Origin of the sequence: Paenibacillus sp. CCS19 (assembly GCF_033239625.1) — a bacterium.
Classification (GTDB): Bacteria; Bacillota; Bacilli; order Paenibacillales; family Paenibacillaceae; genus Paenibacillus_T.
In genome coordinates this window covers 97,747-123,730 of sequence record NZ_BTCK01000004.1, presented here as the reverse complement: position 1 = coordinate 123,730, position 25,984 = coordinate 97,747, and the positions used below count along the sequence as shown (strand labels likewise).

Sequence of the window (25,984 nt, the reverse complement as noted above, 5' to 3'; positions counted from 1 at the left end):
ACACTTGCTTTGCCAACCGTTTATGATAATAATGTTTTGTTATGCATTATTTTTCCATAATGGGGGTCTTTCAACGGATGAGAAAGAGAAAATTAATGTTGATAATGACAAGCTTATTCGTATTATTACTTGGCAGTTTCGAGCTTTCGGCACTAACGCAAGCAGCGCAGTCTTCGACGACGGTGAAGTTGCCGAAGATGAAGAAGGCATCATCGGGATATGGTCACATGTTGGCTGTAGGAGAAGACGGCAGTCTGTGGGCTTGGGGAGACAATAGTTATGGTCAACTAGGCGACGGCACGTACGTGTCGAAGTCAGCGCCTGTTCGGATTGGAAATGGGAAGGATTGGATTGACGCATCTGCGGGGAATCATTTCTCGATAGGGATCAAGAAAGACGGGAGTCTGTGGATCTGGGGGGCGGATCTAAGCAGCGGGAATGGCCATAATTCAACTTCGATGCGCGATCAGCTAACACCGCTTAGATATGGTAAGGACAATAATTGGGTGAAGATATCGGTTGGGAATTCTGGAGGTGCGGCACTTAAGCAGGATGGTACGATCGTAACATTCGGATTGCTTAACTTAGGAGCTTCCATTTATGGCACGAAACTGAATAATGATAAGGATTGGGCCGATGTATCGGTTGGAGACGATTGTCTGCTCGCTATTAAGAAGAATGGCAGCTTATGGTCGATCGGATCATGTGTGCGTGGCGGTGAATCTACAGCAGGAAAACTAACGCGTATTGGTCAAGACAATGACTGGAAGCTGGCTGCTGCAGGCTACTATGCCGTTGCGGTGAAGAAGGACGGCACAGTTTATGAGCTGTGGATGAATCGAGAGACGAATAAGGCGGAGGAACAGCCTTTGTTGGAGATGAACGCCGCTGTATATGTATCAGGCGGATTCGTCGCAACCATTGTCACGGACGAAGGCAAGGTGTGGGAATGGGATACTATCTTTGATCGATATATGGAGATTGGGGCAAATGGTATTGAGATGATCGCAGCGGATGGCGGCGGGACCGGAGTGGCAATCAGCAAAGATGGAGTCTTGTATACGTATGGTTCTAACTCGTGGGGACAGCGGGGTAACGGTCAATCGGATTCGATCTATCGCCCAACACGCAGCGCGGAGACATTCCGTTCCCAAGTGAAAGTAGATGACGCTACCTACACACTGCACAATGATGGGACGATCGAGATGCGTGATTGGCATACGCAAGAACAATCGTTTCCTGGTTCGGATTGGGCTTTCATTGCGGCAGGCAGAGATGATCTATATGCAATTAAGCAGGATGGAAGCTTATGGAACTATGAATCCAGCATCTATGTAGGTAGTTATACGTATAGGCCCAATGAAGATTATAGACTTCATCCGTTGATGGAAGGAAGTAAGTGGCGAAGCGTTCAAGCATCTGAATTAGGCTTTGTTGTAGGGTTGAAAAGCGATGGCACTTTGTGGGTATGGGGACGCGATGCATGGGGCTATTTACTGAAAGGCTATACCGATTTGGAAGACTATTTTGAACCTGCTCAGATGGGGATCGATAAGAATTGGAAGTCTTTCAGTGTGAGTGATGACCATATATTGGCGATCAAAGAGGACGGTTCGTTATGGGGAATCGGGGATAACCGGATGGCCCAGATCGCATCGACATTGAAGCCTCAGGTGAATGCCTTTAGTCGAATTGGCAGTATGAAGGATTGGACCCAGGTTCAGACAAGTTCTTATACAACGTTCGGAATACGCAAAGATGGAACGCTCTGGCAGTGGGGCAGAGGCCTTGGCAGTCAGAACTCGAATCAAAAAATGACGCAGGTCACCAAAGATAAGGACTGGACGAAGATCTGGACGAGGGATAACCAAGCATTTGCGCTGAAGAAGGACGGAAGTCTTTGGTCGTGGGGGGACAACTACTTTGGAGAGCTTGGCACCGGAGCGGCTAATAGTCAGTCCGTACCGACTCGTGTAGCAGACAATGGGCCGTGGACGACGATTTTTCCGCAAGACTACTATACCATTGGTGTGAAGAAGGACGGTTCCATTTGGAAGTGGGGAAATGACAGCGATTCGATCAGTTCTATCTCAAGTAAAGAAGATTTGGAGATGACGCCGGTTGTGACGGGAGTTATTATGACTGGCGGGAACGGGTTTGCAACATCCGAGTAAGGGTTGACCGCGTTTAATCGATACAATTAATTGAGATCTGATCTAGTTTGATGGATACAATAATTGGTTATTATAGAGTAGCTCAAGTATGAAATATTTAGGGTGTATAGAAATTGTAAATTTTCTTTATTATGTGCAACCTTCTCAATAATAGGTACGTCAAAAGTATATATATCCTAAATTCATACAATTAAATTCATTAATGGAAGGGGTATAGGAACACGGTCTAGGAGGGGTTATGTGTCCATTGTTCAACCTGGCAAGCAGCGAGTAAGATCGAAGCTGCCACAGCTTGATTTGTTTCGTGCCTTTGCCTTGTTTGGTGTCATTAGTGTCCATTCATCATCTACTGCCGCCGCGATAAGCGGATTGCATTCCAAGTACTTTCCGATCTTCAATATGATGAACATCTTCTTCAAGTTCGGTACGCCTTGCTTTATTTTTCTAAGCAGCTTCGTGCTGTTCTACAATTATTACGACCGGCCGGATACAGGCTCATTGATTCGCAAATTTTATCGTAAGCGCTTGCTTTACATCATCGTCCCCTATGTACTTATCTCACTTATATATTTCTTATTCAACCATGAGCTGAATCGCACGCCCTGGCTTGGATTCGGGGAAGAGATTTCCAAGCTGTTGAATAAGTTAGCGACAGGCTCGGCGCATACGCATTTATACTTCGTATTCGTTAATGCTCAGTTCTATCTCATATTCCCGCTTGTGCTAATCATCTTGAAGCAATTCAAGTGGCTGTCCGCTTGGGCCTTCCCAGTCGGAATATTGATGCAATGGGGATATGTGCTGCTTAACCATCAATACCATTATCAATGGATGCCGAAGGGCAGTTTGTCTATCAGTTATATGTCCTATTACTTGCTTGGTGCAAGCTTAGCGATTTACTATGAACGCTGGCATGGCTGGATGTCTCGTGGGTGGACGGACAGAGGGATCGTAGATCGGTCCGCAGTGGTTGGGCTCGTGATGAGCTGGATAGCTGTATCCGGATCGCATGTTGCGATATGGCATGCATTGCGAATTTATCATATTTACTATAATTCACTTCTCTACGAGCTGTTGTGGAACGTACAGACGCTGCTCTCTGCGTTCGTGCTGTTGCTTACAGCCTTCCAGCTGCACCGGTTGTTCGAAGGTAAATTGTTGTATCGCGCTCTGGCTGTAATAGGTCAGCTGTCATTCGCTATTTATCTGGTACACCCGTTCGTGCTGGCGATCTATCGCAAATTCGATCTAGGCATATCCACGTTCGTCTCGGAATATGTGTTCTGGATATGGGGCGGATTCGCTGCAGCGCTGCTGGTATCCATGGCCGCTGTGCATGCCATTTTCCGATACGTGCCGAAAGCGTGGATGCTTCTTGGCAGCGAGCCTGTCTATGTCGCATCGGCGAAGACGGGACGGACTTCAAGCCAAATGCAAGATCCGTACCGCAATCGTCAAGCTGGCGTTTAGTTGATCGCTTAATCGATACTTTACGTATGAATATGGTTGGTTTACTTACATAAATGCTTTCTATTATTAAAGCCCCTGCAGTCACGGTGATCGTGAAACTGCAGGGGCTTCCGTTTATCTTGATTACTTCGCTTCTTCAATAATGAGTACGCCGCGGCCAGCTACTTCTGCGCTTCCTCTAAGCTTCGCACCTGTCAGAAGCTCTGTTCCACTCACGCTGCCCAGATCGAATGTCTGTGCTTCTGCGTTATGGTTCAAAACGAACACGTACGATTGTCCGTCCTTCGTACGTTTAACCGCTTCAACGCCTGCGACAGCAGGGAGGATGGGGTTAATGCCGTGTGCTTCGCAAATTTGGCCGAGCAGGCCTTGGAGGAACGATGCCTCGGGGCTCGTGCCAACATACCAAGCTTCGCCTTGTCCGAAGCGGTTGCGTGTCACAACTGGCATGCCTTGATAGAAATCTTGACCATACGTTGCAATCACGTCTGCGCCTTCGCTGTGGATCAGGTCGCACAGCAGACCGCATTCGTATTGACCGTTCAGCTTGCCGAACGAGTCGTTCAAGACGATCGAGTTGCGTTGGTCAGGGAACAGTGCGTCGATTTCTTCTGCCCAGATGCCGAGCAGATTGCGAAGTTCGCCTGGATAGCCGCCAAGCGTTACGATGTCATTCTCATTGACGATACCGCTGAAGAATGTCGTGATGAATGTGCCGCCGTTTTGCGTGAATTGCTCAAGACGTGCAGCAATGCCTGGTTTCACCATGTACATAACAGGTGCGATCAGTACATCGTACTGGCTGAAATCAGCATCCATCGGAACCATGTCAACTGCGATGTTCTGTTGGTAGAGTGCATCGTAGTATTTGTGTACTTCATCCGTATATTTCAAGGCAGCAGATGGACCGGAGGAGTACTCAACTGCCCACCAGTTTTCCCAATCGAACAGAATGCCGACTTTCGCGCTGCCGCGCGCGTTAAGAATCTTGTCGCCAAGCTGCGTCAGCTCGCTGCCGAGCTGCGCGCATTCGCGGAATACACGCGTATTCTCATGGCCGACGTGTTCGATGAGCGCGCCGTGGTACTTCTCGCATGCGCCGACCGAGCGGCGAAGCTGGAAGAACATAACGCTGTCAGCGCCATGTGCAACGGCTTGGTAGCTCCACAGCGCCATAACGCCAGGACGTTTCAGCGAGTTGTAAGCTTGCCAGTTCTGCTGACTTGGCGTTTGTTCCATGAGCAGGAACGGTTCGCCGTCCTTCAGGCCACGCATCAAATCGTGCATCATCGCTGTGTAGCTGACTGGCGTATCGGCAGAGGGATAGTTGTCCCAAGAAACGATATCCATATGCTTCGCCCACTTGAAGTAATCAAGCGGCTTATATGCACCCATCAGGTTCGTTGTAACAGGAATATTCGGCGTGTGCTTCTTCAGCTCATCATACTCCAGTTTGTAGCAGTCGAGCATGCTGTCCGAGTTGAAGCGAGTGTAGTCGAGCGAGATGCCTTGGAAGCAAGTGTGGCGCGGCGACCATTGCTCGCTGAGCATGTTCGGAGGTACGATTTCTTCCCAATCGTAGAACGTGTGGCCCCAGAAACGAGTATTCCATTGCTCATTGAGCTTGTCCAGCGTGCCGTATTTGTTCTTCAGCCATACACGGAATGCAGCTGCGCAGTTGTCGCAGTAGCATTCGCCGCCGTATTCGTTGGAGACGTGCCACAGCAGCAGGGCTGGGTGATCCTTGTAACGCTCTGCGATTTTGCCGGCGAGCTTCGTCGAATAGGTGCGATATACCAAGCTGTTCGCGCACGAGTTGTGGCGGCCGCCGAATTTGCGCTTGCGGCCATCGAAGTCCACGCGAAGAATCTCTGGATATTTGCGTGCCATCCACGCTGGATGTGCGCCTGTGCTTGTTGCCAAGCATGCATAGATACCGTTCGCATGGAGCATATCCATGATTTCGTCCAAAGTGGAGAAGTCGTAGGTGTCATCATTCGGCTGCAGCATAGCCCAAGAGAATACGTTAACCGTCGCGATGTCCATGCCCGCAAGGCGGATCATGCGCATATCTTCCGGCCATACGCTCTTATCCCATTGTTCAGGGTTATAGTCGCCGCCATATAACATTTTGGTCAATTTGGATGATAACAAACTGCTCAGCTCCTTCAATTGATGTACTGTTAGTTTACAGCATTCTATCAATTGCATACATATAACAATTGAAGGAGTGAATATAATAATTCGGCACTTTAGCGTCGCACAAGCTCAGGCCAGATCTCTTGAACATCGACTCGCAGTTCGGATGCGATGAGTTCGGCTGTCAGTCGCTGTGGTTTGCTGATCTTGCCGTTGCGAAGCTTTGAAATCGTCTGCAGCGATATGCCCGTTGATAGCGACAGCTGACTTGCGGACAAATCTCGCTTGGCCATCCATATTTTGAGCTTCGTTCCCGATTGCTCGCTGGAGCTAGACTCTTGCATTTCCCAGATCGAGAAGGCGAATTGTTCGATTTCTCCGAATCCGTTATAAATCGGATATATGGTCACACGCAAAGCCAGTTCGCTTGTGTCGTCGAAACGAAGCGTGTGCATGAGCACATCGCGTTGAACTTTGTCGAATTCAATCTTCTTCAACTGCGCTCGAATTTGTTCGTGTTCTGCAGCGTTAAGGAAGTCGAAGATAGAGTGATTCAGCAGCGTTACATCAGAAGGTTCCACAGCCGGTATGAAATTCACATGAAATTTTCTTACTATATAATACGTGTCTAAAATTCCGACATAAAACGACTTTCCGCTCTTTGATTGCTGCTCGATCCAATGATCCGCACTTAAATCCGTAGCGGTCAGCAGATAGTAGGGCGATCCATCTGCCGCAGACTCTAGTGGCTGCACTTCCAATACGATTGGCTTCTGTGTTCGTGTTCCAGTCTCAATGATAGTCTCCGTGTAATCCTCGGGTAGAACGGCTCCCTTCAAATCTGCGATTCGAGGGAACAGGTGTCGAAATGGAATGTGTGGCAGCTTCTCACGTTCGTAACCGCAAAGCTGAACAAAGGCAGGATTCGCATCAGTAATCATAAAGGAACGGCCTAGGCGGCGAACGATCGCAAGCGGCTGCTTGATCGTCTGAAATATTTGCCGAAAGATAAACTACCATTCCTCTCATTCTTTTTTCCATTACGACACAAGTATAGGCGTCCCCCACTGCTAGGGCAATACTCCGATATATCTAATTACTGTAAGGAAGCGTTAACAATGGATATTTCGTTAAAAATTTAAATCCGTCCATATAATCCCGACGTATTCGGACCTTATTGTTTCAGAACCCAAGATGAAAACTCTTTAGCGAGCTTATACGGCGCTTTATCATGGTAATAATTCCCGCTAAGATTAGATGTGCCTATGAAAAGGGGGGGCGAAATCCTTTCGTGAAGGGGGTTAAGAATAGATTCGGAAAGTTTCTACATCTTTCGCGCAAAGCGACAAGCTATGCAAAGGATGAGTGAAATATGTGTCATATATATGTGAACTTTGAGTTATTTTTGAGTTAAATATCATGACTCATTTTTGAAAATAGGGTTTAAAATTTTCAACATTCCTGTATAATGGAGCTATCTCCACGATGATCCCCCTGATCATGATCGATACTTAACAAAATATTAACAGGAGGTGTCACATTGACGACAGTATTGACCCTGCCATATGGGATCTCGCAGGAAGATCTATATCTTTTTAACGAAGGCGTGCTTTATCGAAGTTACCGAACCTTTGGAGCTCACCGAATAAAGTGGAAGCGGAAGACAGGTGTCCGATTCGTTGTCTGGGCCCCTAACGCAGCTTCGGTAAGCGTAGTGGGGGATTTCAATAAGTGGGACGGAACGAAGGATGTATTGGAACCGCTCGGAGACACGGGCGTCTGGGCATGCTTTGTTCATGGATTAAAGGATGGCGAGCGGTACAAGTACGAGATCGTGACAGCAAGTGGACAGAAACTGCTCAAAGCTGACCCGTACGCGTTCAGCTCCGAATTAAGACCCCATACAGCCTCGATTGTAGCCGATTTGAACGGGTATGAATGGGGCGACTCGGACTGGATGGACCGCAAGCAAGTTCTCTTCGATCGACCGCTCCTCATTTATGAAGTTCACGCCGGCTCCTGGAAGATTCATGGCAAGGAGCAATTCCTAACGTACAGCGAATTATCCATTGAACTCGTCGATTATGCCGTAGAAATGGGGTATACCCATATCGAGCTTATGCCGATTGCGGAGCATCCATTCGATCGATCGTGGGGATATCAGATTACCGGCTTCTATGCAGCGACAAGACGGTACGGAACGCCAAAGCAGCTCATGCAGTTTGTTGACCGATGTCATCAGAAAGGGCTTGGCGTTATTCTCGACTGGGTGCCAGGACATTTCTGCCGCGATGATCATGGTCTGCGGGAATTCGATGGATCGCCGCTATACGAAGGGCCGAATTGGCGCAAAGCAGATAAGCCGCAGTGGGGAACCTTATCCTTCGACTTCGGCCGTAACGAAATTGTCGGATTTCTGATCGCTAACGCATTATTCTGGCTCGATCATTTTCATATAGATGGGCTAAGGGTTGATGCAGTCGCTCATATGGTTGATCTTCATATGGATAAACCAGAGGAGCTGCGTACGCTTAACCCGTATGGAGGCAAAGAAGATCTCGATGCGCTCCGATTTTTACGAAGATTGAACGAAGTTGTTTTTCAATACTATCCCGAGACGCTCATGATTGCCGAAGATTCATCCGCACAACCAGCAGTCACATCACCAACCTACCTCGGCGGGCTCGGATTCAACTACAAATGGAACATGGGCTGGATGAACGATATGCTGCGCTACATGCAGCTCGACCCAGCTGACCGCAAGCATCACCACAATCTCATCACGTTCTCGCTTCTCTATGCTTTCTCCGAAAATTACGTGCTGCCCTTCTCGCATGACGAAGTGGTACACGGCAAACGATCACTCCTGCACAAAATGTCAGGCTCCTACGAAGAAAAATTCGCACAACTCAAACTGCTATACGGTTATTGGATTACACATCCGGGAAAAAAGCTGCTGTTCATGGGCAGTGATTGGGGTCAATTCGACGAGTGGAAAGATCTCGATCAGCTTGATTGGATGCTTCTTGATTATCCGCTTCACCTTGATATGCAGAAGTACGTGCAGCGGCTGCATCACGTATACCGCACGACACCAGCGCTCTGGGAGCGCGATCGGGATTACGATGGCTTCCGCTGGATTGATGTACATAATTCAGAACAAAGCGTGATTTCCTTCGAACGTCGCGGCGTGGATGCGGATGAAATCGTCGTTGTCGTCTGTAATTTCTCACGCAATGATTATGGCAATTACCGGGTCGGCGTACCGATGCCGGGCAGCTACGAGCTGTTGATGCACAGCGGCGAGGAAGTGTCCCAGCAGGGTCTATTTGCTCCAATTACGAGCGAAGATATCCCTTATCATGGACGCGGTTATAGCGTGGAGATTACGCTAAAGCCCTTCTCCTGTCTGATGCTTCACTATACAAGCAACAACATAATTGAATACATTTAGGAGTTGATGCTATGGGGCGTAAAGAAATGGTCGCGATGTTACTCGCCGGAGGAGAAGGCAAAAGACTTGGAGTATTGACGAAAGATTTGGCGAAGCCGGCTGTTTACTTTGGCGGGAAATATCGAATTATCGATTTCACGCTAAGCAACTGCGCTCATTCAGGCATCGACACGGTTGGCGTTCTCACGCAGTATCAGCCGCTTGACCTGAACAGATATTTGGGCATTGGCAGCCCTTGGGGGCTGGACCGTCGTGATGGCGGTATGGCAATTCTGCCACCTTATGTGAAACAGAAGGGCGGCGTTTGGTACAAAGGCACAGCGAATGCGATTTATCAGAATATGGGCTTTATCGACCGTTATGACCCGGAATATGTGCTTATCATTTCAGGCGACCACATCTACAAGATGGACTATGAGAAAATGCTTGATCACCACAAGAAGACGGGAGCGGAAGTGACGATTGCCGGCATCGAAGTTCCTTGGAAGGAAGCGAGCCGCTTCGGCATTATGCATTGCGACGATGAGGATCGGATCACGGCATTCGAAGAGAAGCCGAAGGTGCCGACGAGCAATACGGCATCGATGGGGATCTACATTTTCTCGTGGCATGTCCTGCAGCGTTACTTGATTCGCGATGAAGCGAACCGCCATTCCTCGAACGACTTTGGCAAAGACATCCTCCCGACGATGCTGAAGGATGGTCTGAACATGTTCGTCTATCCTTTCAAAGGCTATTGGAAAGACGTCGGTACGATCGAGAGCTTGTGGGAAGCGAATATGGACCTGCTCGACGATCATCCTGCGCTTGATCTGACCGATCCAGAATGGCGGATTTATTCGGTTAGTCCGAACCGTCCAGCGCAATATATTGCGCCTAGCTCACGTATCGTCTCCTCGATCGTGAACGAAGGCTGCTTAATTGAAGGCGATGTACACCGATCGGTACTGTTCTACGGTGTACAAACGGCCATAGACAGTATCGTCCGTGAATCCGTTGTGATGCCGAATGCGCGTATCGGCCGTGGCGTTCGGCTGTATCGCACGATCGTCGGCGATGGCGCTGTTATCGCGGATGGTGTTACAATCGGTCATCCTGAGCATGGCGGCGTGACGGTTGTTGGCAGTGATGAGTTTATTGACAGCTACAAAACACTGCTGGAGGTCGAGCCATCGTGATGAAAAATAAAGTAATGGGTCTTATCAATCTTGTACATGAGCCGGATGAGCTGGAAGGTCTTACAGCGAGCCGGTGCCCGGCAACGGTGCCTTTCGGCGGCCGTTACCGACTCATTGATTTCGTCCTGTCGAACATGGTGAACAGCGGCATTTCCCGCGTTGCCGTGCTCGCACATACGAAGTATCGCTCTTTAATGGATCACCTGGGCTCCGGCAAGCATTGGGATCTTCACAATCGTCAGAGCGGACTATTCATTCTGCCGCCGACTTCTGATGACGCCCAAGATTTGCGCCGCGGTGACCTTTATCATATGTTTCAAAACCGCGATTATTTGATGCGCAGCCATCATGAATATGTTGTCCTTGCCCGCAGCCACGTTATCTGCAACGTCGATCTGGAATCTGTTGTTGCGTTCCATGAGAAGCAGCAGGCAGACATTACAGTCGTGTGCAAGCGGCAGTCGTCCAGCGCGCCGGGCAAGAGCCGGAAGGTATTGTTGGATGCTGTTACTGGGCGAGTCCTGGAGATGCAGGACCATTATGGACGTTTGAATACGGATCTCGTGTCGTCCGAAATTTATGTCATTGGCCGGGAATTGCTGCTTGAGCTGGTGGAATCGTCGCTGGCACAAGGGCAGGAGCATCTGGTACGGCATGCGATTATGACGCGGCTCGATCAATTGAAGGTGTATGGCTATCAGTTCGATGGTTATCTGGGGCTGGTAAATACGCTGGAGAGCTACTATTACAACAATATGCAATTGCTTCGTTCCGATGTGTGGAAGGATCTGTTCTTCCGTCCAGGACCGATTTATACGAAGGTGAAGGATGAGCCTCCTGCCCGCTATCTGGAAGGGGCGAAGGTGTCTGGTTCCGTCGTAGCGAATGGCTGCGTCATTGAAGGCACCGTCATTAACAGTGTACTGTTCCGCGGTGTGCATGTGCGCAAAGGCGCAATTATCCGCAACAGCATCATTATGCAGAACGGGGTAGTAGGCGAGAACAGCATGCTGGATTATGCGATCTTGGATAAGGACGTCATGATCGAGCAAGGCAGAGACATTCGAGGTGCTGCCGGTTCGCCGTTCGTCGCTGGAAAACGTAAAATTATTTAATAAAAGCCATAGGCTTGCAAGTGGCATTATCGAAGTAGAAAGCAAATTTCAAAATCGGAATACTTTGAGCAAAGCTCAAAGATCCTGATGTAGCAGCGGAATGACTTTGAACTCCGTTCAAAGATCCTGATGTAAAGCGGAGTGACTTTGAACTCCGTTCAAAGATCCTGATGTAAGGAGTGAAAGCGTCGTGAAAGTATTGTTTGCCGCTTCGGAGGCTGTGCCGTTGGCCAAATCCGGTGGACTGGGAGATGTGACGGGGGCTCTGCCTAAAGCGTTGAACGAACGGGGGGCGGAAGTGCGAGTCGTGCTTCCCAAGTATGCCGACATTCCTGCGTCTTTCTTGGAGCATTTCGAGACGATCCATACCTTCTCATTCAACTTTAGCTGGCGCCATCAATACTGCGGATTGCTCCGCGGTGTTGTTGGTGGCGTCACCTTTTATTTAATTGATAATGAGCAATATTTCAAACGCGATGGACTGTACGGCTACGAAGACGATCCGGAGCGGTTCGTCTTCTTCAATTTTGCAATCGCGGAATGCTTGCCTTATATGGATTTCGTGCCTGATATTATCCATTGTCATGACTGGCAGACAGCGCTGCTGCCTTTCCTGCTCAAGACGCGTTATGCGTTCGATCCGCTTTGCCGCTCGGTCCGTACGGTATTTACGATTCACAATTTGAGATATCAAGGCGTCTTCGGCCAGAAGCTGTTTCAAGATCTTATCGGAATGGATGATTTCTGGTTTTGGACGAGCGGCTTGGAATTCCATGGCGCTGCGAACTGCATGAAGGCAGGGTTGCAATATGCGGATCGGCTGACGACCGTGAGCGAGACGTATGCTCAAGAAATTCAGACGGAGTATTGGGGCGAGAATCTGGATGGGGTTATCCGCTGGCGTGCATCAGAGCTGCAGGGTATCCTGAACGGAATCGACACCGACAGCTACGACCCGATGAACGATCCAGCGCTCGACACCCCTTACCGAGGATCAATCAGCCGCAAGCGCAAAAACAAAACCGCGCTGCAGCGAGAGCTTGGCCTGCCGGTATCGGAGTCGGTCCCCGTTGTCGGCATCGTGACTCGTCTTGTGGAACAGAAGGGCATTGATCTGATCGACCGCGTGCTTGGTGATTTGCTCGATGAAGGCATTCAGCTGGTTATTCTTGGGGCAGGCGATTACCGTTATGAGGAAATGCTGCGAGGCGCTGCGAAGTGGCGTCCGGAGCAAATTGCACTGATGCTTGGCTATGATGAAGGGCTGGCGCGCCGGATTTACGCAGGCTCAGATATGTTCTTGATGCCTTCCTGGTTTGAGCCTTGCGGCTTGAGCCAGCTGATCGCGCTCCGATATCGGACGGTGCCGATCGTTCGGGAGACCGGTGGACTCAGAGACACGGTACAATCGTACAACGAATATACTGGAACAGGTAACGGCTTCACCTTCGCTAGTTATAATGCACATGATATGCTTCATACGGTTCGCAGAGCGCTTGAATTTTACCGGAATGAAGAAGATTGGAAGACGATTGTCGCCAATGGTGCCAAAGAAGACTATAGCTGGAGCCGTTCTGCCAGGTCGTACATGTCCCTCTATAGTGAACTGCTGCCTCTTCGAAAGGAGACAGATAGATGGCCCGTCATCTCGTAATTGGTAACGGCAAGATGCTTCTCAATCTTGATAATCACTGCTTCATCCGCGATATTTATTATCCATACGTCGGACAGCTCAATCACGTCGGCGGACAGACCTGCCGATTCGGCATTTGGGTTGCTGGACGGTTCGCATGGCTCGACGATCCGAGCTGGAAGTTCGAGCTTGATTACATTGAAGGCACGCTGGTGACGAATGTTCGAGCGACGAATGAGTCGCTCGGCGTTCAGCTGCACTTGAACGATGGCATTCATCAGCGAGAATGCATTTATATTAAACGCGTGGTCGTCCGCAATCTTGCGGGCGAACCACGTGAATTCCGACTATTCTTTCATCAGGATTTGATGATCGACGGCTCGGAGGTTGGGGATACGGCGGCTTATTTTCCGGAAAATCATACGCTGTTCCACTACAAACGTTCTTCCTACTTCATGTTCAATGGATTCTCAGATGAAGGCGGCATCATGCAGTATTCCACCGGTATCAAACGGTTCCATTCGGCCGAAGGAACTTGGCGCGATGCGGAGGATGGCGTCTTGATGGGCAACACGATTGCGCAAGGATCGGTAGACAGCACGATCAGTTTTCGAACGATTGTACCGCCGAGCGGAGAGAAAACGATCTACTACTGGATGTCGATCGGCAAGAGTTTGGAAGAGGTCAAAGAGCTTAACCAATATGTGCAAGACAACCACCCGGAGAAGCTGCTGAGCCGGATCGTCATCTACTGGAAGCATTGGCTGCGCCGGGCGGAGAAGGATATGGGCGATCTGCCTGCGCCAGTCGTCAAGACATTCAAGCAGAGCTTGCTGATCGTTCGAACCCAGACCGATGAGCGTGGAGCTATTGTCGCCGCGAATGACACCGATATTTTGCAATACAATCGAGATCATTACAGCTATATGTGGCCAAGGGACGGCGCTTTAATCGCAGAATCGATGTCGGGGGCGGGCTTTCACAGCGTCATCGCACCCTTTTTTCATTTCTGTGCGCAAGCGTTAGCACCGGAAGGGTACTTGTATCACAAATATAATCCAGACGGTACTGTAGGCTCGAGCTGGCATCCGTACATCGTGCAAGGTAGCCGAAGACTGCCCATTCAAGAAGACGAGACCGCACTCGTCCTGTTTGCGTTATGGCAGGATTACAATCGTCATCAGGTCATTGAGCTCCCGCAATCGCTGTACTCGAATCTGATTCGGAAAGCGGCTCATTTCTTGACGCAGTATATGGAGCATTCGCTATCGCTTCCTAAACCGAGCTATGATCTGTGGGAAGAGCGTTATGGCATCTGGACGTATACGGCGGCATCGGTATACGGCGGATTGATGTCGGCTGCTTTCTTCACAGAATTGTTCGGGGACTACGAGCGAAGCGATCATTATCGCAATACGGCACAGGCCGTGAAGCATGGTATCCTTACTCATCTTTGGGATGAAGATACTGGCCGCTTCGCACGTGGGCTGGTCCAGAAAGACAATCGCTGGATTAAAGATATGACGCTGGAGAGCAGCTTGTTCGCGATCTGGGAATTCGGTGTTCTGCCTGTTGACGATGAACGTGTCGTTCGTACGATGGGCGCTATCAAGGATGGGTTGAGTGTCCGAACCGGCGTCGGCGGTGTGGCGCGTTACACGAATGACTACTATTTCCAACAGTCAGGCGATATCGAGAAAGTGCCTGGCAATCCTTGGGTCATCTGTACGCTATGGGTTGCGAATTACGAGATTGAATCTGCTACGTCGCTTAGCGACTTGGAAGGGCCGAAGAGGACGCTGCAGTGGGTAGTGGACCACGCAATGGAAAGCGGTGTACTGCCAGAGCAGCTTAATCCGTACGACGGCAGTCCGCTGTCGGTTGCGCCGCTCACGTGGTCGCATGCGACGTTCGTGCAGAGCGTAACGAAATATGTGAAGAAGTACCGCGAATTGAAGCGGGAAAGCTGATCGCAAGATACGATCATGCAGGAGGATGAGCCAACGTGCTTCGGTGCGAACGGAGTGGATAAAGGGCTGAACAGTTCGATGTAACTGTTTAGCTCTTTTTTTTGTTTCGCATAACCACGTACCTGTGCCTGTCCTAGTGGAGCAATCGAAATAACTATGCGATAATAATGTAGTACATGCTGTATTCATTACGAGGAGGCGATTAGCAGTGGGAATCGAGATTAACATCACGCGAGCAGAAGAGAGTGACCTTCCTGCGATCGTCGAGATTTATAACTCAACGGTTGCAAGCCGTATGGTGACAGCCGATCTGGAACCGGTTACGGTAGAAAGCCGTATGCCTTGGTTTCATAACAGGGACTGGGAAAAGCGTCCGATCTGGGTTGCGCGCAGCGGAGAGACGATCGTCGGCTGGATTAGTTTTCAAACGTACTACGGACGTCCAGCTTATCAAGCGACGGTCGAGTTCAGCATCTATATCGCGGAGCAGAGCAGAGGCGCTGGAGTCGGCAGCGTTTTGCTCGATCGTGCCATTAGCAACAGTGAAGCGCTCGGGATAAAGACAATGCTTGGCTTTGTATTCGGGCATAACAAGCCGAGTCTAGGGCTTCTTGGCAAATTCGGCTTCGAACAGTGGGGAATGCTCCCAGGTGTATGCGAGATGGATGGCGTGGAGCGGGATGTTGTCATTATGGGCAGGAAGGTATAACGGTCTGCTTACATAAAGAATTCATAATTCAGGGGGAAACGCACTTTATGTTGAAGTCTATACCACCGATTGTGTCGCCTGATTTACTTAAATTATTGATGGAGATGGGGCATGGCGATGAGCTCGTCATCGCGGACGGCAATTTCCCTGCAGCAAGCCACGCGCAGAGGCTCGTGCGTCTTGATGGACACGGCGTGCCGGAAGTGCTCGACGCCGTTCTCAGCCTTCTTCCGCTCGATCAATATGTAGAGAAGCCGGCAGCTGTGATGGGCGTCGTTCCTGGTGATCCAGTGGAACCGGTAATCTGGGAGCAGTACGCTGCGCTGACGCAGAAGCACGAGGGCAAGAAAGTCGAGGTCGAGGAGATGGAGCGGTTTGCTTTCTATGAGCGGGCGAAGCAGGCCTATGCGATCGTGGCGACAAGCGAGCGGGCTCAATACGCGAACATTATCGTGAAGAAAGGCTGCGTTCTCTAAACGTCATCATCCGATATGTACCTAGACGATTATCAAATGAGCAAGGAATAGGGATAACAACCAAAAGGGCGTACAACCGCATGAATGCGGCCGTACGCCCTTGGTGCATTGGAAAGAGATCCGTTCGGATCAGAACCAGCCAGCGCGAAGTACGATAACGAGCAGGATATAGAGAACGAGAATAACGCCGATGCTAGTGCAAATTGTACCTACGCCGCCGAAGCCGCCGTAACCGTGACCAGTAGCTGCGCCTGCAACAGGATATCCCATAGTTCATGACCTCCTAATTGGTTCTGTGTGAAGGTTTAACTCACAATGCTAATGTATGTCGGATGCGGAGGAATGTTATGGACGTTTATCCCGCTTTTATGCGAATTGGGCGTGTGTACAGTCCGAAGAACCGCATCACGAGTCGGTCACAATGCCTCCAGGTACATATTCCTAAGGCGCATCGAAGTATTCACGACCTCATATCTTCATAAAGAGATCGTTATGAATTGAGGTGTGATCGAGTATATGGCTGTTGTCACTCGATTTCCTACGCAAGCTTTGCACGGTTTCATCCTGTTCATTGGCAATACGCTTGGATTGATCAAAGCGCCAGGGGAGCTTGCTCCGAAGAATAGTTTAACGGAAGGACGGGGCGGATCAAGGGCATATCGGCGGGAGCGGCTGATGACCGGCGTATTGCCTGATGTGCTTGATCCTTGACTCTGATCGATGGGTCTGCCCGCGTCCGATCACAATTTGAGATGCTGCCCCGGCGCTCGTAATCGATATGCATCCGACACTAATAGATGGATTCTGGTTGAGCCGATACGTTTGTACGATACTGTCATCATCATCTGCGTCAACGATCTCAGGAATGGGTCTGGAGAAAATCACATACGATTCGAAAAATACATCGCCAGCATAAGGATGATCTTCTTGGCGCTGGAGAGCGATTGCTCGCAGCGTCGAGTTCGATTCCGATCGGTCTCCTAGTTGCATCACGCCAGCTTGGGATATGTTGAGAAGACGTATGCCTTGTACATCCGAGACGCGAGAATTATCGTAATTCAAATCAAGGAAAACCGGCGGCGGCAGGTTGGCGCCGGGAATGGTGAACGTTATTCGTGGAAACATCAGCGCAGCGATATGTTGACCGGTCCCCCGCCAGCGTTCGGCGGCAACCGCTCGCCTTCCGCTTCATCCGCGTTTTCAGGCAGCTGAAGCGATACGAGTTGACCGACGACTACGGATTCCGGCGGTGTGTCAAACATGGAGAATAGGGAGACTGTGTCATTGTCGCCGACCTGCAGCAGCGACGAACTGGATACGCCAAGCACTTCGATAGAGCCGACTTGAAGACCTTGATTGACCACATAGAAAATCATACCGTAATCACTCCTCCTGCTGTTTCCCCGCCGCTTGAAAGCTTCGTTAAGTACTGCCGCATCGCCATATCGACATCACGAATCGTTTTGGCTGTCACTTGATCCTCGAGCTGCGCGGAATTTGCGTCTGCAATGTCTGCCGATTGAGCGGCTTGCTGCATATAGAATTGAATGCGAGTAGGAGCCTGGCGACGAATGTCCTCGATAATGATGCGGCGATGATACGGATCAAGCGGAACGTTAAGCTCCTGCTCGAATGAAACTAACGCTGTAGGCGCGTTATTGTCCAAATAGGAGTTCACCCGTGTCTGGACGTCCCCGAACGGCGGGGGCATCTGCATGGAGGCTGGTCCAGCCGAAGGGAACACATTCGGTTTACTGTTCAATGCTCCTGGAGCGCCGCTTTCACCGTTGCCATTCCCACCAGCGCCTGTAACTCCGTTCGGTCCGGCAGCGCCTTTCTTCGCCTGCTGCACGATGAACTGGTCAATATCGCTCTCGCTGCCATCGCCCGAAGGTTGGATTCCGATGTTGAGCGTCCCGTCCAATTTCTCTATTTTCAATTGATCGAACTGATACTCGATTTTATCGATATGATACGTCGGCTTTGCTTCTGCAGCTTGCACTTGGGCCATCAGCATATCGATCCGCTTCTGAAGCATCGCGATCTGCTCGTGTTGATGGCGCAGCGTCTGTTCAACCCGCGAAATCCACGCTGGCCAACCTGGCCAGCCAGTAGATGCCGACCGCTCCGCCGCAGAAGCGGCGGGCTGGCCGTAAGGAATATCGTTGTTGTTCGTAACAGCCATGCCCATGCACCTCGCATCACATTAATTGGGATTCGGCAGAGGAACGAAAGAGAGCGGATTCTCGGATTCTTCGCCGAGCTGTGGGGCGGGACCGGAGAAACCGCCGGAATTGTACAATTGAGACAGCGATCGGATCGATCCGGCGCTGCCTACCTGAAGAACGGAGCTATTGGATACGCTCTGCACGCGAAGCTGCTGAATCGTAATTTGTTGATAAATCGTCCAATTGCTCATACCGCATTAACTCCGCTGGCGACGTTATTCTGCGTATTATCCTGCACGTCAGGGTCGATCGTATTGGTTGCGCTTAATGCATTGTTCGAGTTCGCCAGGCTGCCTGTTAAGAATGATCCGGCACCTGCATATGTCTTGGATGCGCTGGACGGCGATACTTGCACGGCATCACCGAATTGGACGATTCCGCTGGAGCCGATACTCGTAATATTGACGAAGCCTACGACTGCTGGCATACGGCATTCCACCTCCTTGTCTAGCGATTCCATATAAGAAGTTGTTCAAAAAGCCCGCTTTTGATCGCGAAAGCTGAAAACCGAACTTTTTGAACACGCAATATAAGTTATCGTATGCGGCATTCGCCCATTGGTTCCGCATGTGCCCATTCTCGCATAATAATATAGGGTACAGAAGAATCATCGGCCGGGGGCAGGAGGGGATCGCTCATGGTGAAGTGGGATGAGATGGAGCAGTGGATGCAGAAGCAGCAGCTTCCTCGCGGGTTTGATGCGCTGAAGGATACCGGTTGGGTCGAGCGCTATGTGAAATCAATGATGGCGAATGCGATGCCGGAGAAGCCCGCGATGCCCGGCCATAGTAATGCGGAAACGTTCGAAACGCATCATTTTATCGTTATCAAATGGAATCTTCCTCGCGGCGTGCGTCCGTCTGACCTGCGCCTGTTCGTTCGAGAGGATCGCATTCGTATCGAGGGTCTGCCGCAGCAGCAGCGAGAAACGATCGACCTTCCCAAACAAGTTAATCCTCGCGTATGCAAAGCTCTATGCCAAGATGGCGTTCTGCAAATCAAGCTGCGCAAAAAACCAGTCGACCGCCGCTACTATGAAACGCCGATTCGATATTAGTCATCAATTCTTCACCAGCGCCACTGGAAACGGTTCGGCCGTTCCGCTATAATGTAGCGAGATATAGTGATGATGGAGGATTGTCAATGACTCTAGTCGACGTCAGCAGCGTGTCACCTGCATTATTCGTAATCGGAGCGGTCTTCATTATGCTCATCTTTTCTTTGTTGAGCTTGGGCATTCTCAAGATGTTTCAATTGCGCTACCGCTCGGGCTGGTTCTCGTTCGCAGGCGCAGTCGTAAGTGCAGCCGTGTTCGGCGTTATTCTCAACACCTGGTTCGTCTGACGGGCGAACCGAACGAATGAATCCGCTGTCAGGATGCCTGCGAATGACTGGCTCCTGCTGGCTGATGGTTTACCGCCTCTACGCGAAGCCGCTCATCACCGAGAGGCTTCGATAGAGGTTTTCTCTTTTTTTACCACATAAGAATGTATAAGCTTTCGAGTCACTCGAAAAAACAAGTTCTTATTGGCGATAAAACCCACCTCTAAACGCGGTCGCTCATCTTCGAAAGGCTGCAATAGAGGTTTTCTTACAGCGCATTTATTAGGAGGAAGGTCATACATATGTGGACGGGGATATGGTTTTTTACGAATATCTTATTTGTCACTAGCATCGTTGCTTTTCTGTTCGCTCATCGCTCTGTAACGGAAGGCAGAAGAATGGAAGTAGGTGCTGTTCGATTGGGTAAGTCTATCCGAATTCGTAGAACTTTAGGCATCGTAAGCATCGTCTTATTTGCTGCTATGGCACTTAGTTTCATCATCAACATGAAAGTCAATGGGTAAATGTAATTATTAAGAAACTGTTTAATGATTGTGTCTAAATTGTGGCAAACTATTAATTTAACGCAACCTTTGTCTGCTCGGTAACGTCCAAGAGGACGGATAGGATGAAGTAGAGATAAAGGAGTCGTTGTGTTGAAAAAGATCAAATGGTTGTTGCTCTTATCGTTGTTATGGTTGCAAATGGCAGTAGATGTACCTTCCCTTTATGCGGCAGATCCGGTTACGGATACGCTCACCATGGTGAAGAACAGCACAACAATCGTACACAATGGCGTCAAGACAACTGCGGCGCAGCCGCTAACGTTCATTAACGGAGTATCCTACATTCCGCTTAAGGCGATTGCTGTAGAATTTGGCTACAAGGTCACATACAATGCACCGACGAAGGAGTCGATTGCTAAGTCTGCCGACGGGGTAGAGCTTCGCTTCAAGCCGAATTCGGCTACGGTGACGAAGGACGGTGTCGCAACAGCGTTGACTGGTCCGGCGATTAACCAGAAGGGCTCGTTCATGATTCCGGTCAAATCATGGTCGATCCTTACAGGTGCGCAGCTTACGCTTGTTGGGACGACAATGACGCTCTCCTGGTCGACTGCGCCGAAAGCGCCGACAGCGGCGTTCGAAGTAACGCCAACGGAGATTTATGCGCAGCAGACGGTTGTGCAGTATACGGACAAGTCCGTTATACCTAGCGGAACAGGATTGTTGAACGAGGTATGGGACGGTCGTCAAGACATTTTCCCAGAAGCGGGCATGTACACGATTACGCGTCAAATACAAGACGGCAATGGAATTTGGAGTGACCCCTATTCGGTAACGATCGAGGTCAAGCCTCCGAACCAAGCGCCAGTTGCAGACTTCACTACGGATAAGACGGTCTACCGAATCGGCGAGAACGTCTTGTACACCGACTGGAGCACGGACGATGAGAATTCGATCGTTTCTGCCAAATGGTCGGGCAATGAGAAAGTATTCTTTGCGGCTGGCGAATATCCGGTAACGCTGGAGGTTACGGACCGTCATGGACTGACCTCGCAAGTGACGAAGAATATAACGGTATCGACGGAAGTGTTGTATACGCGAGAAGATTACGACAGCTTGTTCACGCCGGTAGGCGAGAAATTCCCTATTAATGCTTCATCCGTGCTGAATGCTGCAGTTGTGCCTTTCACACCGGTTGCAGAGCCGGCCCAGATGGTGCGCAGCAATAGCCCGGAGACGTTGACGCGCGAAGGGATTTCCTATGAGGATCAGCTTCTGGGTGAAATTCGCTTCATGTTCCACAATATGAACAGTACAGGCGAACCGGTAAAGATCTATTTGCTTGCAACGAACTATGGCAATGTAACGGCTAACGTAGGTATTGGCGCTACGGGCATGGGAGGACCGAATGTGCAGGTATCGGCTACAGGCAAAATGTCGACGGCCCGCTATCTGACGGCGCTCGCATCCAACCCTGCAACGACTTGGCAGACAGTCAAGCCTGGTGAGACGAAGGAAGTGCTGCCGCTCATCTCGCAGCGTGCGCTTAAACAAGGTGAAGTGCTGTCGGCATTCGCCGACCTCGTAACCGACCAAAGGCTGGAATTCCATATTGTTGCTGTGAAGGAAGGCAAGAACCCTGTGACGGAGCTTCCGAATTTGACTTACTTGGAGCGAGATACTCACGTTCGCGGCTCGTTTGACGGTACGAACCGTTCGATCGAGATCAATGAAACGCTTGGCAATTCGCCGCAGCGGATTACGATCGGCGACGGCAAGCTCGATCCTTACTTGACCGGTTATGATGGCCTAACGGGCAACTTAGAGGTCAATAGGGGCAACTACGGTGTGTTGTACAAAATGAAGCTGGCGCATGTCGCACCGCGTACGCTCATTACGCTAAACCCGCGCGGCGGCTACTATATGGGTGCCTTCCTCGTGAATGGCAAGCTCGTCACGCTTCCAACTTCCACGCCGACGATCACAGGCTCGAGCGAGGCGGGCGTATTGTACCGCACAGGTCTGACGGAAGAAACGGTTGAAATTCAATTTATGATTGCACCTGGCGGCAATCTTCCGCTCCAGATGTTGTTTACGCCACTGCCGGCACTTAAGTGGTAACATGAATTTATAGAATGAAAGCTGCAGAGGTGTACGATAACGTACGCCGGCTGCAGCTTTTTCATTAGCAATTCAACAAGCGCGAGAGGGCATTACATTGACGCTGTCTCTATTTTACGGCATTATGAACAGTAGAAGATTACTTGAAAACCAGTCTCACCTTGATTCGGAGGGTTTGCTTTGCTGACGATGACGACCGAAGAGATCGTTCGGAGAATGGCTGCGCAAGGATTGCGCATAACCGATCAGCGCAAGACGCTGGCAGGGCTGTTCGCCGATTCACCTGGCTATAGGACGCCTAAGGATGTATATGAATATATGGGACGCATTTATTCAGGGCTTAGCTTTGATACCGTATATCGGAACCTTCGCATTATGGAGGAGCTCGGTGTACTCGAGCAGGTTATGTTCGAGGAAGGCGTGCGTTTCAAGCTGCATTGTCGCGAACACGACCATCATCACCATCTGATCTGTCTGCAGTGCAGCAAGACGTATCCGATTAAGCATTGCCCGATGGATGCGACGGATGTACCGGATAACTTCCAGGTCGTGAAGCATAAGTTTGAAGTGTTCGGTTACTGCAAAGACTGTCGACAGGATGAAGCAGAACGGCCTTCGGAATAAGAAATGAAGGTATCGGTTCCGCAGGTTTCGCAGGATAGGAGGGATCGCCGTCATGATGAATAAAGTGCTGCAGCTGCCGGTCCATTTTTATCGCCGCGTTATATCGCCGCTTAAGCCGCCGACTTGCCGCTACTATCCGACATGCTCGCAATACGCTTTGACTGCACTAGAACAGCATGGCGCAGCGCGTGGTTCGTGGCTTGCGGTCAAGCGGATATGCCGCTGTCATCCGTTCCATCCCGGCGGTTATGATCCGGTGCCTGAGCCTAAACCGAAGGTGAAGCGAATGGAGCAGGGCGGGAGTCCTTGACATCGCATAGCGCGGTTCGATATATTTTGGATATACGTTATAATGCAAGTTCAAACTCTAATAGAAGAGTCCGATGAACGGATAAGTACACGCAAGCGGTCATTGCAGAGAGCCGGGGGAGCTGGGAACCGGTATGAGGCGCGTTGTGGAAGATGGTCCGGGAGGCACCGCTATCGAGCAATGCGAAGCATGGAGTGCGAGATGCACTTGAAGAATGCTGCGCGGCAAGATGCGGCGTGTCGTTCCGCGTTAAGGAATGTGCCGTCAGCACGGACGGCGAATGAAGCTTTCCAACGACAAAAGCAGAGGCCATAGCGCTTCGTGGTCATGGGAAGGAAATTGGGTGGTACCGCGCGAGTGAGGACTCTCGTCCCATGTTGGACGGGGGTTTTTTGTCGTCCATAAACAAATTGTTGATGAAGGAGCTTAAATCAGATGAGTAATAAGACATTCTACATTACTACGCCAATCTATTATCCGAGCGATAAGCTGCATATCGGACATGCGTATACGACGGTTGCAGGCGATGCTATGGCGCGTTATAAGCGTCTTCGCGGCTACGAGGTTCGTTATTTGACCGGTACCGATGAGCACGGTCAGAAGATTGAGCGCAAGGCGCAGGAAAAGGGCAAGACGCCTCAGCAGTTCGTCGACGACATCGTTGTCGGCATCAAGGAGCTGTGGAAGAAGCTTGATATTTCGAATGACGACTTCATCCGTACGACAGAAGACCGACACAAGCGCGTCGTTGAACGGATTTTCGCTAAGCTGGTCGAGCAAGATGACATTTACAAAGGCGCTTATGAAGGTTGGTATTGTACGCCTTGTGAATCGTTCTTCCTGGAGCGTCAGCTCGTTGACGGCAACTGCCCGGACTGCGGACGTCCAGTTGAGCTGGTGAAGGAAGAGAGCTACTTCTTCCGCATGAGCAAATATGCAGATCGTTTGCTGCAATTCTACAACGACAACCCTGAATTCATTCAGCCGGAATCGCGCAAGAATGAAATGATCAACAACTTCATTAAGCCAGGTTTGGAAGATCTCGCAGTGTCCCGTACGACGTTCGACTGGGGGATTAAAGTACCGAATGACCCTAAGCACGTCGTGTATGTATGGATCGATGCATTGTCGAACTACATCACGGCACTGGGCTACGATACGCCAGACGATGAATTGTATCGCAAGTTCTGGCCAGCGGACGTTCATCTGGTCGGCAAAGAGATTGTTCGTTTCCATACGATCTACTGGCCGATTATGTTGATGGCGCTTGATCTGCCGCTGCCGAAGAAAGTGTTCGCTCACGGCTGGTGGCTGACGAAGGAAGGCAAAATGTCGAAGTCGAAAGGCACGGTTATTGACCCTGTTAAACTGATCGACCGTTACGGCCTCGACGTGTTGCGCTACTTCCTGCTTCGCGAAGTGCCATTCGGTTCGGACGGCACGTTCACGCCGGAGAGCTTCGTTGAACGGACGAACTTCGATCTGGCGAATGACCTCGGCAACCTGCTGAACCGTACAGTCGCGATGATCGGCAAATATTTCGACGGCGTTGTCCCTGCATACGCAGGCGATGTTACAGCATTCGATTCGCCGCTTCGCGAACAAGCTGCCGAATCCATTGCGACATTGGAAGCCGCTATGGAGAAAATGGAGTTCTCCGTTGCGCTGACAGCGCTCTGGCAGCTCGTCAGCCGCACGAACAAATATATCGACGAGACCCAGCCGTGGGTGCTCGCGAAGGATGAAGCGAAGCGCGCTGAGCTTGCTTCATCGATGTATCATCTGGCTGAGTCGCTCCGTATTGTATCGATCGTTCTGCAGCCGTTCCTGACGACTACGCCGCAGTCGATGTGGACGCAGCTCGGCATCGAGCCGGGCGAGCTCACGGCATGGGAGAGCGCTAAACAGTTCGGCACGCTGCCTGGCGGTACGCGCGTCGGCAAAGGCGAACCGATCTTCCCGCGTCTCGATGCAACGGAAGAGATTGCTTTCATCATCTCGTCGATGAGCGGTGGAACCGCTCCGGCAGAGCCCGCTGCACAATCGGCGGCACCAGCTGAAGGCAGCGTAACGGAGAAGCCAGAGATGGCCGAAGAGATCGGTATCGAAGACTTCGCGAAGGTTGAACTGCGGGTTGCGCAAGTAATTGCTGCAGAGCCGGTTCCGAAGGCGGATAAGCTGCTGAAGCTGCAGCTGGACCTTGGCTTCGAGCAGCGCCAAGTCGTATCGGGCATTGCGAAGTTCTATACGCCTGAGCAATTGGTTGGACGTAAAGTGATCTGCGTGACGAACCTGAAGCCGGTCAAGCTGCGCGGCGAGCTGTCGCAGGGCATGATTCTGGCAGCATCCGAAGGCGACCAGCTGACGCTGGCAACCGTGCCGGACAGCATGCCGAACGGTGCGAAAGTGAAGTAGCGGTCTGTGAAACACAGGCAGCCTCGAAAGTCCAAGTTAGGACTTTCGAGGCTGCTTTTTTGAAATATAGAAATCGGTGCTGTTAATTTGTCCGTGTTGAATAGATTAAGCTTAATGTTCCAATAGTGGTAATACATCA

At 50.5% G+C, this 25,984-nt stretch carries 24 protein-coding genes and 1 pseudogene; 16 read left to right on the top strand and 9 right to left on the bottom strand.

The annotated features are described in order from the left end of the window. Nucleotides 1-95 precede the first annotated feature (95 nt). Nucleotides 96-2,174: an RCC1 domain-containing protein gene (locus SBI19_RS05265; protein ID WP_317965663.1), complete on the top strand. Its 2,079-nt coding sequence runs from the start codon at nucleotides 96-98 to the stop codon at nucleotides 2,172-2,174. A gap of 240 nt (nucleotides 2,175-2,414) precedes the next feature. Beyond that, on the top strand, nucleotides 2,415-3,644 hold the full coding sequence (locus SBI19_RS05260; protein WP_317965661.1) for an acyltransferase: 1,230 nt from the start codon (nucleotides 2,415-2,417) through the stop codon (nucleotides 3,642-3,644). Between the two features lie 123 nt (nucleotides 3,645-3,767). On the opposite strand, the gene SBI19_RS05255 is transcribed toward SBI19_RS05260, so the two are convergent. The 3 genes and pseudogenes from SBI19_RS05255 to SBI19_RS29560 form a co-directional block, all read right to left on the bottom strand. Further along, the gene (locus SBI19_RS05255; RefSeq protein ID WP_317965659.1) at nucleotides 3,768-5,798 is read right to left on the bottom strand and encodes a beta-galactosidase; all 2,031 of its coding nucleotides are present in this window, start codon (nucleotides 5,796-5,798) and stop codon (nucleotides 3,768-3,770) included. A 98-nt stretch (nucleotides 5,799-5,896) separates the two neighbouring features. After that, nucleotides 5,897-6,538: a helix-turn-helix domain-containing protein gene (locus tag SBI19_RS05250; RefSeq protein ID WP_348538009.1), complete on the bottom strand. Its 642-nt coding sequence runs from the start codon at nucleotides 6,536-6,538 to the stop codon at nucleotides 5,897-5,899. A gap of 99 nt (nucleotides 6,539-6,637) precedes the next feature. Beyond that, nucleotides 6,638-6,781: pseudogene (locus tag SBI19_RS29560) on the bottom strand (PAS domain-containing protein); the annotation flags it as partial. 542 nt (nucleotides 6,782-7,323) lie between these two features. Here SBI19_RS29560 and glgB point away from each other — a divergent pair. From glgB to SBI19_RS05215, 7 genes are all read left to right on the top strand, one after another. Then, the gene (glgB, locus tag SBI19_RS05245) at nucleotides 7,324-9,237 is read left to right on the top strand and encodes a 1,4-alpha-glucan branching protein GlgB (protein WP_317965657.1); all 1,914 of its coding nucleotides are present in this window, start codon (nucleotides 7,324-7,326) and stop codon (nucleotides 9,235-9,237) included. A gap of 11 nt (nucleotides 9,238-9,248) precedes the next feature. After that, nucleotides 9,249-10,415 (top strand): glucose-1-phosphate adenylyltransferase, encoded by a 1,167-nt coding sequence (locus tag SBI19_RS05240; protein WP_317965655.1) that lies wholly within the window; start codon nucleotides 9,249-9,251, stop codon nucleotides 10,413-10,415. Next, nucleotides 10,415-11,530, top strand: coding sequence for a glucose-1-phosphate adenylyltransferase subunit GlgD (gene glgD / locus SBI19_RS05235; protein WP_317965866.1), 1,116 nt, complete (start codon nucleotides 10,415-10,417; stop codon nucleotides 11,528-11,530). Before SBI19_RS05240 ends, glgD begins: the two co-directional genes overlap by 1 nt. Before the next feature lie 190 nt (nucleotides 11,531-11,720). Then, nucleotides 11,721-13,184 (top strand): glycogen synthase GlgA, encoded by a 1,464-nt coding sequence (gene glgA / locus SBI19_RS05230; protein ID WP_317965653.1) that lies wholly within the window; start codon nucleotides 11,721-11,723, stop codon nucleotides 13,182-13,184. Continuing rightward, a complete protein-coding gene (locus SBI19_RS05225) occupies nucleotides 13,166-15,133 on the top strand; it encodes a glycoside hydrolase family 15 protein (protein WP_317965651.1) in 1,968 nt (655 codons plus the stop codon). The genes glgA and SBI19_RS05225 overlap by 19 nt, the downstream gene beginning before the upstream one ends. A 208-nt stretch (nucleotides 15,134-15,341) precedes the next feature. Then, entirely contained in the window at nucleotides 15,342-15,842 is a 501-nt protein-coding gene (locus tag SBI19_RS05220; RefSeq protein ID WP_317965649.1) for a GNAT family N-acetyltransferase, read from the top strand. Between the two features lie 47 nt (nucleotides 15,843-15,889). Beyond that, nucleotides 15,890-16,318 (top strand): RbsD/FucU family protein, encoded by a 429-nt coding sequence (locus SBI19_RS05215; protein WP_317965647.1) that lies wholly within the window; start codon nucleotides 15,890-15,892, stop codon nucleotides 16,316-16,318. Between the two features lie 129 nt (nucleotides 16,319-16,447). Here SBI19_RS05215 and SBI19_RS05210 read toward each other — a convergent pair whose 3' ends face one another. After that, nucleotides 16,448-16,588, bottom strand: coding sequence for a sporulation protein YjcZ (locus tag SBI19_RS05210; protein ID WP_317965645.1), 141 nt, complete (start codon nucleotides 16,586-16,588; stop codon nucleotides 16,448-16,450). Nucleotides 16,589-16,834: 246 nt separating this feature from the next. On the opposite strand from SBI19_RS05210, the gene SBI19_RS05205 reads away from it, so the two are divergent. Further along, nucleotides 16,835-17,029 (top strand): hypothetical protein, encoded by a 195-nt coding sequence (locus tag SBI19_RS05205; RefSeq protein WP_317965643.1) that lies wholly within the window; start codon nucleotides 16,835-16,837, stop codon nucleotides 17,027-17,029. On the opposite strand, the gene SBI19_RS29555 is transcribed toward SBI19_RS05205, so the two are convergent. The 5 genes from SBI19_RS29555 to SBI19_RS05185 all read right to left on the bottom strand — a co-directional run bounded on the left by SBI19_RS29555 (nucleotide 16,967) and on the right by SBI19_RS05185 (nucleotide 18,973). After that, complete coding sequence (locus SBI19_RS29555; RefSeq protein WP_350340446.1) at nucleotides 16,967-17,308, bottom strand: spore germination protein GerPE; 342 nt, start codon at nucleotides 17,306-17,308, stop codon at nucleotides 16,967-16,969. The two genes, SBI19_RS05205 and SBI19_RS29555, sit on opposite strands and share 63 nt — an antisense overlap. 134 nt (nucleotides 17,309-17,442) lie before the next feature. Then, complete coding sequence (locus SBI19_RS05200) at nucleotides 17,443-17,694, bottom strand: hypothetical protein (RefSeq protein ID WP_317965880.1); 252 nt, start codon at nucleotides 17,692-17,694, stop codon at nucleotides 17,443-17,445. Then, nucleotides 17,691-18,503: a spore germination protein GerPC gene (gene gerPC, locus SBI19_RS05195; protein WP_317965641.1), complete on the bottom strand. Its 813-nt coding sequence runs from the start codon at nucleotides 18,501-18,503 to the stop codon at nucleotides 17,691-17,693. The genes SBI19_RS05200 and gerPC overlap by 4 nt, the downstream gene beginning before the upstream one ends. A 21-nt stretch (nucleotides 18,504-18,524) precedes the next feature. Next, nucleotides 18,525-18,737 carry a spore germination protein GerPB gene (locus tag SBI19_RS05190; protein ID WP_317965639.1) on the bottom strand — a complete coding sequence of 71 codons (213 nt, stop codon included), beginning with the start codon at nucleotides 18,735-18,737 and terminating at the stop codon, nucleotides 18,525-18,527. Continuing rightward, entirely contained in the window at nucleotides 18,734-18,973 is a 240-nt protein-coding gene (locus SBI19_RS05185) for a spore germination protein (RefSeq protein WP_317965637.1), read from the bottom strand. Before SBI19_RS05185 ends, SBI19_RS05190 begins: the two co-directional genes overlap by 4 nt. Nucleotides 18,974-19,183: 210 nt before the next feature. Between SBI19_RS05185 and SBI19_RS05180 the strand changes: the two genes are divergently transcribed. The 6 genes from SBI19_RS05180 (at nucleotide 19,184) to metG (ending at nucleotide 25,845) form a co-directional block, all read left to right on the top strand. Further along, complete coding sequence (locus tag SBI19_RS05180) at nucleotides 19,184-19,603, top strand: Hsp20/alpha crystallin family protein (protein ID WP_317965635.1); 420 nt, start codon at nucleotides 19,184-19,186, stop codon at nucleotides 19,601-19,603. An 86-nt stretch (nucleotides 19,604-19,689) separates the two neighbouring features. Then, entirely contained in the window at nucleotides 19,690-19,890 is a 201-nt protein-coding gene (locus tag SBI19_RS05175; protein WP_317965633.1) for a hypothetical protein, read from the top strand. A gap of 635 nt (nucleotides 19,891-20,525) precedes the next feature. Next, nucleotides 20,526-22,496, top strand: coding sequence for a stalk domain-containing protein (locus SBI19_RS05170; protein WP_317965631.1), 1,971 nt, complete (start codon nucleotides 20,526-20,528; stop codon nucleotides 22,494-22,496). A gap of 189 nt (nucleotides 22,497-22,685) precedes the next feature. Continuing rightward, on the top strand, nucleotides 22,686-23,120 hold the full coding sequence (locus tag SBI19_RS05165; RefSeq protein ID WP_317965864.1) for a Fur family transcriptional regulator: 435 nt from the start codon (nucleotides 22,686-22,688) through the stop codon (nucleotides 23,118-23,120). Nucleotides 23,121-23,175: 55 nt separating this feature from the next. Beyond that, the gene (yidD, locus tag SBI19_RS05160; RefSeq protein WP_317965862.1) at nucleotides 23,176-23,430 is read left to right on the top strand and encodes a membrane protein insertion efficiency factor YidD; all 255 of its coding nucleotides are present in this window, start codon (nucleotides 23,176-23,178) and stop codon (nucleotides 23,428-23,430) included. A 435-nt stretch (nucleotides 23,431-23,865) separates the two neighbouring features. Next, nucleotides 23,866-25,845, top strand: coding sequence for a methionine--tRNA ligase (gene metG / locus SBI19_RS05155; protein ID WP_317965629.1), 1,980 nt, complete (start codon nucleotides 23,866-23,868; stop codon nucleotides 25,843-25,845). Nucleotides 25,846-25,984: the final 139 nt, after the last annotated feature.